Here is a 13,169-nt window from a genome sequence, read left to right as displayed (position 1 = left end):
GCTTGGCGGCAGTGCCCGAGCCGTTGAGGCCGCATCAAGATCTCGAAAAGTCAAAAGCGTGAACTCAAACGTCACGCGGTGAGAGTCAATTGATCGCGTTCCAGAACAAATCGCTGCGCCAAACAACGGTTCCCGAGCGAAACTACTTCAACTCGCCCGCCAGCTTGCTGGCCAGCGGACTCTGCTGGCCAGCATACTTATTTCCCGGCTTCTTGCGATAAGGCATCGACGATGGCGTCGTCAGTTCTTCAAAGGTCATCGAGCAAATCCGCATCCCCGGATACAGCGCCACCGGCATAATCCCCAGATTCGACAGCTCAAGCGTCGCCCGCCCACTCCAACCCGGATCAAACAGGCCCGCCGTGCCGTGCACGATGATCCCGATGCGCCCCAGGCTCGAGCGCCCCTCCAGGCGCCCCAAAATATCATCGGCCAGTTCCAGATGCTCCAAGGTAATGGCCAGCGCAAACTCGCGCGGCTGTAGGATAAAAGCCTCGCCGTCCGGCACCACAATCGGACGCATCAGCTTTTCGATCTCCACCTTGTTCCGCAGATCGATAAAGGCGTGCTTCGAATGCTCGAAGATGCTGAATTCATTTCCCAGGCGGAAATCAATACTGCAGCTCCCTACATGGCTGTCCGGCAACTGCGGACTCACATTGATCTTGCCACTGGACAGGGCTTTGCGAATATCGACGTCAGATAGAACCATGGGCTTCTCGGATTGTAACGAAAAGCCCGGCGCAATCTGCGCCGGGCTTTCGATAGATGAAATATTTGGTGGACGAGAAGAGGTTCGAACTCTCGACCCCCGCATTGCGAACGCGGTGCTCTCCCAACTGAGCTACTCGCCCAAACATTTTTAGTTTACCCCTTCTTGGGGTCCAAAATCATCTCGATCTCTTTTCTGCAATCTTTCAGATGATTGAGAGTCGCCGGATCCTTTGCTGTCACAATCGCCGAACCAAGCTTCTGGTTCAATTGTTCGAGCATCGTACGCGCCGTCCCCCGAAAATCCGTCTGCTGCCAGCCGGCCGTCATCATGCCGATGATCTCGTTCGGAACATTGCCCACCAGCCCGGCCGGAACCGGAGTTGCAGGCCGCCCCAGCAGCGTCTTGATGTGATCGAGATAGTTCCGCTGCAACGCGCGGCGATAGAGATCGATGCTCACCGTAGGCTTCGACACCTCGCTGAACACGCCTCCCTGCACGTCCGCCAGAAATTCCCGCAGCGGATACGCCGTCTTGGCATCGAGCGCCTCGCCATCGGTCAACAGCTTAAAGCGCATCGGGGACAACAGCGTCTCGAGCGCTGCTTTTTGCTGGCTGATAATCACGTCGGCCGCGCCAAAATACTGGAACTGGTTCAGCAACTCGGGCTTGATGATATTCGTCGGCGGCATGAATACATGCTCGTGCAGGAACTTCACCGCCTCCTTCTGCTTTTCGCGCGGCACGCGGGAGAACTGCTCGCCTCCCCGCCCTGCCAGCGTACGGCTTTCCACCACGCCGCCCACCTGCTTCACCACCGAACCGAACCACAGACGCCGCAGATTCCAGATGCCTTGGAAAGTATCCTTCAGCAGGTCATAATCCTCACCCTGCTTCGTCGTCGCCTTCACCAGCCAGCCATTGATCACCCGCTCCAGATTCTTATAGCCCAGCGTCGTGGCCAGCACCGGATCATCGCCGATATTTTCCGTCTTCACCGTCGGATCAATCTGCGACGGCCCGTCTTCTCCGCCAAAGCGTAGAAAAGGATTCGTCATCTGCCGCGCCGCAATCTCGTCCAACGCCTTCTTTTCATCGTCCGGAGTCTTGCCCGGCAGCGGCTTATAGCCCCATTCAATCGCAAACTTGTCATAGGGCCCCACAATCGGCATCAACTGCGTGACGCCGTCCTCAGGCTGCGCCACATAGTTGAAGCGGCCATAGGCCATGATCGAGGCGACGCTGCCATGATCCTTCGTAAACACCGGATCGCGCAGTTGCTTGATCGAATACGCCGAGCTCGCCTTCTGGTTATGGCGCAGACCCAGCGTATGCCCCACTTCATGCGTTGCGATGTAGCCCAGGATCTCGCCCATCAGCTTGTTATCAAAAGGCAGCTTCCGCGCGCCATCGTTCTGCGCCGAACACATCCCGAAATACCAGCTCTGGCCCAGTTTTAGGACGTCATGCCACAGGATGATGTGCGCGCTGATAATCTCGCCGCTGCGCGGATCATGCACATGCGGCCCCATCGCATTCTGCACCGGCAGGGCAGCCCAACGGATCACCGAATAGCGAACATCTTCCGCATCCCAGTCCGGATCCTGTTCCTTGGTCGGCGCATCCTTTGCCTGGATCGCATTCTTAAAACCAGCCTGCTCAAAGGCGATATTCCAGTCTTCGATTCCCTTGCGCACCGCGCCCCGCCAGGCATCGGGCACTTCTCGCGAAATGTAGAATACGATTGGCTTCACCGGCTCGCTCAACGCCGCACTGGGGTTCTTCTTCTCCAGACGGTAGCGCGTGATAAAGCCCTTCGTCTCAACACGATTCTCCTCGTTTGCATACTCTTCAAAGGGCTGGATGAAATAGCCGACTCGCGGGTCAAACAAGCGGCCCACCATCGGCTTCTCCGGCAACAGCACCATGCTGTAGTGCACCATCACGCTGAGGCTGCGCAGGTTCCCCGGAATCTGTGCCGGCGGCGGCGCCTGCGGACTGGTCGGCGGTAGCGGCGGCGTCCCCAGATTCCAGGTGAAGGTCGAACGCACTTCAATGTTTTCGGGGAAGGTCTTAATCTCTTCGATAAAACTGCGGCTCGGGTCCATCTGCGGCGCGGCAGGCAACCGCAAGCCCGACAGCAGACTCACCGCCGACAGTTCCGGAATATCGGTCGAAAACATCGGCGTCACATCGATCACCGCGCTCTTGTCCGGCCCTTCGGCTTCGATGTTGAAGGTGCGCAGAATCGGCTGGAAATTCGAAAGCTCCACCGCCAGCTTCATCGCCGCATCGCCATCGGTGGCCCGCTTGGTCACCGGATTGATGCGCAGAAAAATCCGGTTCCCGCGCCGGTCCCAGCGGATCATCCGCGAGGTACCCGGCGTCCCGCTATAGCCAATACCCGGCGGCGCAGCAGCGATCTCGTTATAAATCAGCATGTCACGGCGATAGAGAGACTCGGGAATCTCGTAGTACCACTTCTCATCCACCGAATGGACCTTGAACAATCCGTTCTTGGTCTTCGCCTTCGCCGTGATGACGTCTTCGTATTTCTTGGGTCCAGTAGTAGGCCGGGCCGCCGCGGCTGGGGCAGGAGCACGTCCTGCAGCAGGAGCAGGAGCCGTAGGATTGGGATTCTGCGGGGGCGCAGGAGCTTCCTGTGCCGCCAACACGAGCGGGAAAAGCAGAACAGCCGCCACAGGTGTGCGGCGGCTGCTGAGCCGGTTCTTCAACATGTCTGGAAGACCTCTTTCAGAGTTTTCTTATTCCTTCACTTCGTAGCGAAACTTTTCGCTGGCGCTCGCGGCGCCCTTCTTGGCTCGCACTTCGATCTGCCAGGCTCCCGCCATCACGAATTTCTGCTTGGCTTCGTAGATGCCGGGCTTCACCTGCTTGGCGGGCTCTTTGAATTCGCCATGGTCCATCTCCACCATGGTCAAAATTGTTTCGACGTCCGCGCCCGCCACGGGTTTCCCATTGGCGGTGATCTTGATCGTCAGCGGAGTCTCATAGTTCGCCTTCACCGTCTTGGGCAATTCGTATTGAATCTTCCAATTCGCTTTCTGTTGGCCAACCAGAACCAGGGCAGCAAGGCCCATTGCAAGCAAAAGTTTCCGCATCATTCAAATTCTATAACTTTTGCACACGGACACTGCCGTTGGAAGTCGACAGGCGAATCGGCGTACCGCCCCCGCCAATCCGTCCTTCCAGCCGGTTCTTGGAGATGCTTCCACTCATCAACACCTCAAAGTCCGTACTCACACTCGAGTTCGACGTGGACGCGCGCAAATCTGCTTTCGCACTGGCAGGCAGCCGCAATGTGATCGACGAGTTGCTGGTACTGGCATCCACCGGCTGGTCCTTGTAATCGGGCAAGCTCAGATCCACGCTGCCATTCGACGTGTCCGCCTTCACCGAACGCCCGGCAGGCATCTTCTCAATCCGCGCCACGATCGACGAGTTCGACGTATTCGCTTCAAAGGCCCCCTGCAGTCCATCCACCTTCACCGAACCATTGGAAGTACGGGCGACAAAATCCCCAACGACACCATTCCCCTCTACCGACGCATTCGAAGTCTTCGCGTCCACCTTGCCCACCAGCCCTCGTACCCGGATGCTGCCATTTGAACTCTGCAGCCGCACATCGCCTTCCATGTTCTCAATGCGAATGCTGCCATTGGACGACACGATGCCGTTCAACATCAACTTCTTCGGCACCCGCAGAATGTACTTGGCGCCACAATTGCCCCGCCGTGGCTCCGGACGCACGGTCCGCAAACGCAAGGACCCTGGCTGGCTGTCAGCCTCAATCTTGATCTGGCGCAGCAGGTCTTCGCTGCCGGCATATTTTGTGCCGTTCACCTCGACTTCGTCCTTCTCCCAGGAGATCACCTCAATGCTGCCATTGAAGTTATCGACGGAAAGAGAGCCACCACTCTTCAGCGCATAGTTGTAGTGAAAATCTTCGCGGTAGCGATCCGAGGATCCCCAGCTTCCGGCGTCTTCGATATCGCAACTGCTCAGGAGCAGCGCAACAGGAGCAAGTGCAAACAGGATGCGGCGTGTCATATCAGAAACCAATACGCACCAGCCCGTCGCGCGTTCCAAAAAAAATCCAGGGAGCAGATCGAATCCTCTCTCCGGCTGCCCGGGTTAGATTGCCTCACCAGCTCCTCGCGATGAAATTGTGCGCTGGCAAGACAGCACGCGCGAACACCGTACTCCCCCAAACATTCCCACCCAGGTTATCCTAAATAACAACCCTGCTTTCGGCTTTCAGTACCTCCGTGAAAAAACTTCTAGCTCTCAATCGTGGCGAAATCGCCATCCGCATCTTCCGCGCCGCCAATGAACTCGGTCTCAGCACTGTTGCGATCTATTCGAAAGAAGACCGCCTCAGCCTCCACCGCTTCAAAGCAGACGAAGCCTACCAGATTGGCGAAAACAAAGGTCCCGTAGAAGCCTATCTCGACGTCGACGGCATCGTCGCGCTCGCCAGCTCCATCGGTGTCGATGCGATCCACCCCGGCTACGGATTCCTCTCGGAAAACCCCGCGCTCCCCCGCGCCTGCGAAAAGGCCGGCATCGCCTTCGTCGGTCCCAAGGCCGAAATGCTCGACGCCCTCGGCGACAAAACCGCCGCGCGTACCCTCGCCGAAAAAGCCAAAATCCCCGTCGTCCCCGGCACCCCCGAAGCGGTCACCAACATCGCGGACGCCGAAAAGGCCGCCGAGAAGATCGGTTTCCCCCTCATCATCAAAGCCGCCTTCGGTGGCGGTGGCCGCGGCATGCGCGTCGTCAACAATGCCGACGAATTTAAGGGCAAGCTCGAAGAAGCCCGTCGCGAAGCCGGCGCAGCCTTCGGCAACGATGCCGTCTTCCTCGAACGCTTCATCCGCCGCGCCAAGCACATCGAAATCCAGATCATCGCCGACAAGCAAGGCAATGTTCTCCACCTCTTCGAGCGCGATTGCAGTGTCCAGCGCCGGCACCAGAAGGTCGTCGAGGTCGCCCCTGCCGTCAACCTTTCCCCGCGCATCCGTCAGGAACTCTGCGACGCTGCCGTCGCCCTCGCCAAAGTAGCGAATTACGAAAACGCCGGCACCGTCGAATTCCTCGTCGACGTCGATCGCGACGAATGGTTCTTCATAGAGGTCAACCCCCGCGTCCAGGTCGAACACACGGTCACCGAAATGGTCACCGGCATCGACATCGTCCGCACCCAGATCCAGGTCGCCCAGGGTCTCTCCCTGCACAGCCCCGAGATCGGCCTGCCAGAGCAGAAGGACATCCACGTCAACGGCTTCGCGCTCCAGTGCCGCGTCACCACCGAAGACGCCTCCCAGAACTTCCAGCCCGACTACGGCCGCATCCACACCTACCGTTCCCCGGCCGGCTTCGGCATCCGTCTCGACGGCGCATCCGCTTACGGCGGCGCGGTCATCACCCCCTTCTACGACTCCCTGCTCGTCAAAACCACCGCCTGGGGCCGCGACTTCCACCAGGCCTGCCAGCGCATGGACCGCGCACTCCGCGAGTTCCGCATCCGCGGCGTCAAGACCAACATCCCCTTCCTCGAAAACGTCATCAATAACGACACCTTCCAGAAGGGCGACGTCACCACGCGCTTCCTCGAAGAAACGCCCGAGCTCTTCCAGTTCACCGCCCGTCGCGACCGCGCCACCAAGCTCCTCACCTACCTCGGTGACGTCATCGTCAACGGCAACCCCGAAGCCGCCGGCAAGCCCAAGCCTGCCACCTTCCGCAAGCCCCGCATCGAGCCCTTCATCGCCACGCCCGCTCCCGCAGGCACCAAGCAGCTGCTCGACAAGCTCGGCCCCGAAGGCTTCGCCCAGTGGACCCGCGACCAGAAGCGCCTCCTCATCACCGACACGACTTTCCGCGACGCCCACCAGTCCCTCATGGCTACGCGCATGCGTACCTATGACCTCATGGCCATCGCGAACTTCGTCGCCCACCGCATGAGCGGTCTCTACTCTCTCGAAATGTGGGGCGGCGCAACCTTCGACGTCTCCATGCGCTTCCTGCTCGAGGATCCCTGGCAGCGCCTCACCCGTCTGCGCGAAGTCATCCCCAACATTGCGTTCCAGATGCTCCTCCGAGCCTCCAACGCCGTAGGCTATACGGCCTATCCCGACAACGTCGTCCGCGAATTCATCAAGGAAACCGCGGCCCAGGGCATCGACATCTTCCGCATCTTCGACTCGCTGAACTGGCTCCCCAACATGCAAGTCGCGATGGAAGCCGTGCGCAACACGGACCGCATCTGCGAAGCCGCCATCTGTTATTCGGGCGATCTCCTCGACCCCAAGCGCACCAAGTACTCGCTGAACTACTACGTCAAAATGGCGAAAGAGCTCGAGAAGATGGGCGCGCACATGCTCTCCATCAAGGACATGGCCGGTCTCGCCAAGCCCTACGCCATCGAGCTGTTGGTCAAGACCCTGCGTCAGGAGATCGGAATCCCGATCCACTTCCACACCCACGATTCCAGCGGTCTCAACGCCGCATCAATCTTGAAGGCCAGCGACGCAATGGTCGACATCGCCGACGCCGCAGTCGCATCGATGTCCGGCTCCACCAGCCAGCCCAATCTCAACTCGATCGCCGCCTCCTTGGCCAACACGGAACGCGACACTGGACTCGACCCCGAAGCGCTCCTCGCCTACTCGGAATATTGGGAAGCCGTCCGTCACAACTACAGTGGTTTCGACACGAGCCCGCGCCACGGCCTGGCTGATCTCTACATCCACGAGATGCCCGGCGGTCAATACACGAATCTGCGCGAGCAGGCCGAAGCAATGGGTCTCGGAACCCGTTGGCCCGAAGTCGCACGAATGTACGCGGACGTGAACGCGGCCTTCGGCGACATCATCAAAGTCACACCCTCCTCCAAGGTCGTAGGCGATCTCGCCCTCTTCCTGCTCAGCCACGGCATGACGATGGAAGAATTCCTCGCGCTCAAGCAGGACCACAACATTACGCTGCCGAACTCGGTCATCGACATGTTTGAAGGTTCGCTCGGCATTCCCGAGGGAGGCTGGCCCGAGCAGATTGCAAAGATCATCCTGCAAGGCCGCAAGACAACGGAAGGTCGTCCCGGCGCAGCAATGGCGGCAGTCGATCTGGATGAGACGGCAAAGAAGCTCGAAACCGCGATCGAAGAAAAGCCCAGCCGCACCGACCTCATGAGCTATCTCATGTATCCGGAAGTCTTCGTCAAATTTGCAAAGTCACGCGCGGATCACGGAGACATTGAGGTCCTCCCCTCCCCCGCCTTCTTCTACGGAATGGCAAAGGGCGAGGAAATCAGTTTCGACATCGAACCCGGCAAAACGCTCATCGTCAAATTCCTAACGATCAGCGAACCCAACCCTGACGGAACAAGAAACGTCTTCTTCGAACTGAACGGCCAACCGAGGGAAGTGCAGGTCAAGGACAAGACGCTGAAGTCAACGATGGCAGAGCGTCCCAAGGCCGACCCCAGCAACCCCGGCCACGTCGCCGCCCCGATCCCCGGAGCGGTCACGACGATCCACGTCAAAGAAGGAAGCGAAGTCAAAAAGGGCGCACCCTTACTCGTGTTGGAAGCAATGAAAATGCAAACAACCGTCAACGCCCCCATCGACGGGACAGTCAAGGAAATCCTAGTCAAACCTGGCGAAACCGTCGAACCGAAGGACTTACTAGTTATCCTCGGCTAATCAGTTCATCACCCAACTCAGGAGGCTCGAGCAAAGTCTCTCGCCTCCACACTAATCCCGTGCAACCCGGACTCGATAGTATCGAACACCCGATCGAATTTCCCTCGCGCACCCAAACCCATGCTGATGGACAACATCTAAGTACGAATCTCCCACGGGCCTACCTTGAAAAAACAAAGGCCTATAGAGAGGAAAGGCATCTCCGGTCTTAATAAGTTCTACGGTAATCCCAAAATTTCCTAAGGAGTTGCCATCCAGAAGGATAAGCATCTGCTCGACATCAGCTACGTGCCCGGGTTCCACCCGAACGACAGCGGTGGCCTGCTTAGCGTCGGACGGAACGAGCCACTGTACGATTTCCATAATCTTCCTTTAGTGAGTAATGGTGGGAGTATTAGATAGAACTTGGCTTTAGAGCTCGTACACCGGGGCGTCAACCGTTTTTCACTCACTGCGTATGGTCACTTGATAATCTTTCAAAATCCTAATACATCGATAGATTCTCTGGCGGCCATTTGGCTCAATAACACGTTGATATTCACCTTGCCGGTGGCGACCGCCGACACGCGACGGCCGACATTGTCCAATCGCACAGCTGAAGGAGTACCGGTTGCGCCAAATCCAGAAGCAACCATAAAGCCTGGATCTAGAATAATACGAGACCGCAGATTCATCGCCCGATTGATATCTGGTCCTCCCGTGGATACAATAACAAGTTGGTCGGCTCTGTCTAAATTCTCCGCTTCCCACGCACGCAGACGCGGGAGCATGTCCAAGCAGTACGAACAATTCGGATTCCAAAATATCAGGAGCACATCTCGACCTAACAGATCAGAGCTACTCACAGGTAATCCATCGACATCCAATAAAGAGAAGTGTGCTGCTTCTTCGTTCGTATTCGGAGATAGCAAGCGATCCGTATCGGCTTGCTTGGCTGGCTTTGTCAGAGCAATGTCTGACTGAGTTAGTTGAGATACTAGATTTTCAATCGCCTCAGAGCCAACAGCCAAGTGGCTACCAATGGCCCCATTCACAGTTACTAAAATGGCGCTCGGTGTTGCATATGCGCCATATATTTCTGCTACTTCGTAATTGTATTGAAATAATACTTTGATGGAGTCAACATTTGGAACTGATCGATCTTGACTCGACCGAGTAATTACAACGACCTCAAAGACCCGTCTGTCATCTGATTGCCATTTCCGAAGAGCTTCATAGAGCAGTTTACATGCTTCGCAGTTAGGATCGGAAAAAACGAGCAATACAGACCGATGAGAGCTGCCGAGAATGCCAGCCAGGCTGACAATGTCACCTGAAGCATCCGGAAGAGCAAAACCCGGCGCAGCCGGACCCAACATCGGGACACTGTCTGAGGACGGCGCTGTAATAGGAACTCCTGAAATTCGAATGCTCTCCTCCAGTCTATCCAGGCGAAGCATTAAATGTCCATGCTGGCGGAGCAGATGAATTGAGAACCACAACTGAATTCCAAGCAAAGACAGAAACGCCGTAGCTGCAGCGATTACACCTAGATCCCAATTACCAGCCACGGCCAGCTTCGCCCACAGGCTCACTGACTCTTCGTTACTCCCCCCAACAATAGCGACGATCGCCAGCCCGCTTAGCACTCCGTTGCGAAGGAGAGTTGTCGGACCCACTGGCCCGGCTCCGATGTTACCGAAGCAGCGACATGTTGGCCTCCGTCCCCGCACCAAATTGAAGGCGATTGCAAGAGAAAAGATCACCAATAATACTAGGGTGCTCAGGCCGCCCCAGCGGCTTGAGCAAACCAGCAGTACTGCCACTATCAACTCTACTACCGTCAGCAGTACTAGTGTGACAGGGGTTAGTCCACTTGGTACTCCAAATTCCAGCAGCGATTTAATCGCTTCGCCTCGATTACGCAGCTTAGAGACAGCCGCCACAAGGAAAACGAAGAATAGTATTGTGCTTGCTAGCGTAACAAGTAGATCCACGTCGCTACTCTCTTCTCAGTATTCCGGAACCACTCGATAATGGTGCCACCAGGCCAGAACTGCCTCCACAGAGTGGAGCGCACCAGCCCCCTGCGCCACAGCAAGTATTGAATACACAGACACGACCGGATGGACAATTTGCGTTGGTTGTGCAGGTCACCGTATCAAGGCACGCTATCTCTCGCACGCAATAGGTTCGATCGGACCCGCTTTTGCATCCGCAGCTAGTTGTTCCGTTACAGGATGGGGTTGCACCACAAGGTCCGGGTTGGCACGGGAGATCTGAGCATGAAGAGCCGCAGCAATCGCATGCCTCTCTCTGCGACGTTTCGTATGGACCGCCGCCGAAGAGGACAACCGCACTATAGTATAAGGCTGCAATTTGCATGCACTGGTCCCGCAGTGGTGATCCTGCCGGGAAAACCGAACATGGCCCGGCAAAGCAGTCTCCGAAGGCGTTATCGCAGTTAGCCTTATTAGAATTACATGTGCCATAACATATGTCATGCGCATCGCAACATGCTGTGAAATTCGCGGGCCCGAACGAGTTAGGGATGAATGAAGCGCTCCAGCTGTCTTGGCCTCCACAACCATTAGTGGTTGGGACATAGGGCGAATGTGCCTGCCGATTTGGGCATTCTGATGTGCTTGGCATCGGGTATTTGACTTTGAGCCCGGTAGGAGTGCAGCAATGTGTGGACGTATCAAAGAGCTGAGATCCACAATAGCAACTGATAGCCCATAATGGCTTAATTCCAACGTCGAGTAGAAAGGCGCCAGCTAGGGCCTTGAGTGCAAGTATTACGCTCGATCGGCGGGACGCCGTTGCGTTAAGCGTCCTGGATATATCGGCAAATAAATCTGTTGTGTTAATGACAGGTGCTTCTTCCATTTGGAACACTCCGCTAACTATTTGTTATTTACACTTATTGTCGGCTACGCGCGGGGGTCAGAATGGTGCCAAGCGCTATCCTGTCAGGTTTTCCCGTTCGTTGGTTTATCGAGCTTAGGCTATAGACCATGCCCTCTGAACTCTTGCTGGTGCTCATTACTTTGAAGCCGTGCAACAGGGCTCCGACAGGAACCCCAGACTCTGGTGCACCACTAACATGCCACATCACATAGGTATTATTGTCGGTTAGAGCAGTCCATCCTTTGGGCGAATCCGTTACTATAACTGGTGTCGCGACCTTTAATTGGAAGGTCGTGATATATATCGGGTCGGAGGCTCGTTCCTCATTGGCTATGGAGTAGGACCATAGTCCTGCTGCCGTGTCGATTTCTACTTCCACCTTGGCTGACAGGTACTGAGTATCATTTGCAGTGGGGTGTACTGGAGGTATCGTTATTGGGACCTCAACGGAGAATCTGTGGATGCCAACGACTGTGTCGTAGGTTCCCTCTAGGATCGCTAGATGCTTTCCTCCTATACGCAACGTGCTCATTGGAAAAGTCGCAGAGAGTTCAGCGTCGAGCAACTTTGATCGACCCAATGAGGGCGGAGCGTTGCCTATTCGCCAAGGCATTGCTAATGCTGAAGAAACACGGGAATCTATACTGATGCTCGAAATGGTTAAGTTGTTTGCGGTTTGTTTCCCATTGTTGCTGAGCGCAAGCAATACGACTAACGTGTCCCCTCTATTTATTAATTGGGGGGCACGTGACGACACGATAACAATATCATCCGTAGATTGAGGCATCTTCTCCTCCTCGTTGGCCTTCGCCTTATAAACAACCGTACTAAGGTTGGATTGAGACTACGGTATCTAAAGATAATAGTCAAGAAAATTATTGCATTAAATTAATGAAACGATTCAAATCATTCTGAGTCGGGCAGGAAGTATTTGCAACTGAAATGGCAAGGTTCAAGTGTATTCATAGTTGGACATCTCGCTGAAAAGAGCTTGACTTCCCAAACCCCTTCCCTTATTATCAGGCTGCCGGTTAGTGGCCGGCAGGGAAGTGGCCTCAAGTTATGAGAGCCATAAGCCTGCTGTTTGTGCCATTAGAATGGGAATTGTAAGCGAAAGGATGATCGAATGATCCAGGCAACGTTTATGCGGAGAGTTCTAGTATGGGTAGCATCTGGATTTCTGGGAATGCAATGCTGGGCTTCGGGGAACATTTATGCTGATTCTGTTTTTTGCCCGACGCCAGGGAATCTAGGAACTGCTTATATCGGGTGGACCACCTCTGGTGAGTCTGAGCCTATCAATATGTTCGTCACGCAGTACGACTTGAGTTTCGCGGTAGTGGCGGGACCGACCTTAGCTGGCGGTGGAATAACTGGATCCCATACTGCAGGTTATATACAGAGCACATATTACTACTATGTGTTCACGATTTTTTCTGAGAATAACGGTACCTATGGATCAGGCAAGTGGCTAGATGATGTTTGGATTTTTTGTTCGGCTGGTAGAAGAGCGACTGCCGACAAAATGCTTCTGGGGACTATCATCGGAGGCGACGTGAAAGTAACAAAGCAAATCGACAAAGCAAATTATGCTTTTGGGGACGAAGTACTCCTCGGTGCAAGGGCCGCAGGGACAGCCCGCATCAAGCACCTCGCACTGCCCTCGAACACTCCAATCAGTTCGGCCCTTTCGTTTCCTCCAACAACTAGGAATGGGCGAAGGAGATCCGCACATTGAAGTAGGCTGTCGCCCAGCACTGAGCAGAACCGGGATGGAAGCAAGGATTGACCCAAGCCGATCCCCCGCGCTACGCGAGCAAGCGCTTTCACCCCGGCTACAT

The 13,169-nt window shown here is 55.8% G+C and carries 7 protein-coding genes and 1 tRNA gene; 1 reads left to right on the top strand and 7 read right to left on the bottom strand.

The window, feature by feature from the left end; all coding sequences use genetic code 11:
- Positions 1 to 142: 142 nt before the first annotated feature.
- The 5 genes from dcd to M017_RS0111610 all read right to left on the bottom strand — a co-directional run bounded on the left by dcd (position 143) and on the right by M017_RS0111610 (position 4,783).
- On the bottom strand, positions 143 to 712 hold the full coding sequence (gene dcd / locus M017_RS0111630) for a dCTP deaminase (RefSeq protein ID WP_031498055.1): 570 nt from the start codon (positions 710 to 712) through the stop codon (positions 143 to 145).
- 66 nt (positions 713 to 778) lie between these two features.
- Positions 779 to 854 (bottom strand) — tRNA-Ala (locus M017_RS0111625).
- Between the two features lie 13 nt (positions 855 to 867).
- A complete protein-coding gene (locus tag M017_RS0111620) occupies positions 868 to 3,450 on the bottom strand; it encodes a zinc-dependent metalloprotease (RefSeq protein ID WP_031498054.1) in 2,583 nt (860 codons plus the stop codon).
- A gap of 27 nt (positions 3,451 to 3,477) precedes the next feature.
- Complete coding sequence (locus M017_RS0111615; RefSeq protein WP_080507665.1) at positions 3,478 to 3,837, bottom strand: FixH family protein; 360 nt, start codon at positions 3,835 to 3,837, stop codon at positions 3,478 to 3,480.
- Between the two features lie 7 nt (positions 3,838 to 3,844).
- On the bottom strand, positions 3,845 to 4,783 hold the full coding sequence (locus tag M017_RS0111610) for a DUF4097 family beta strand repeat-containing protein (protein WP_031498052.1): 939 nt from the start codon (positions 4,781 to 4,783) through the stop codon (positions 3,845 to 3,847).
- A 218-nt stretch (positions 4,784 to 5,001) separates the two neighbouring features.
- Here M017_RS0111610 and M017_RS0111605 point away from each other — a divergent pair, with 218 nt between their 5' ends.
- Entirely contained in the window at positions 5,002 to 8,439 is a 3,438-nt protein-coding gene (locus M017_RS0111605) for a pyruvate carboxylase (protein WP_035957779.1), read from the top strand.
- Positions 8,440 to 8,915: 476 nt separating this feature from the next.
- On the opposite strand, the gene M017_RS0111595 is transcribed toward M017_RS0111605, so the two are convergent.
- Both M017_RS0111595 and M017_RS30705 read right to left on the bottom strand, forming a co-directional pair.
- A complete protein-coding gene (locus tag M017_RS0111595; RefSeq protein ID WP_080507664.1) occupies positions 8,916 to 10,415 on the bottom strand; it encodes a MauE/DoxX family redox-associated membrane protein in 1,500 nt (499 codons plus the stop codon).
- A gap of 4 nt (positions 10,416 to 10,419) precedes the next feature.
- Positions 10,420 to 11,070, bottom strand: coding sequence for a hypothetical protein (locus M017_RS30705; protein ID WP_420313859.1), 651 nt, complete (start codon positions 11,068 to 11,070; stop codon positions 10,420 to 10,422).
- Between the last annotated feature and the right edge of the window lie 2,099 nt (positions 11,071 to 13,169).

Source organism: Bryobacter aggregatus MPL3 (assembly GCF_000702445.1).
Lineage (GTDB): Bacteria > Acidobacteriota > Terriglobia > Bryobacterales > Bryobacteraceae > Bryobacter > Bryobacter aggregatus.
The sequence above is the reverse complement of the archived record's forward strand: the minus strand, read 5'-3'. Positions and strand labels throughout refer to the sequence as shown.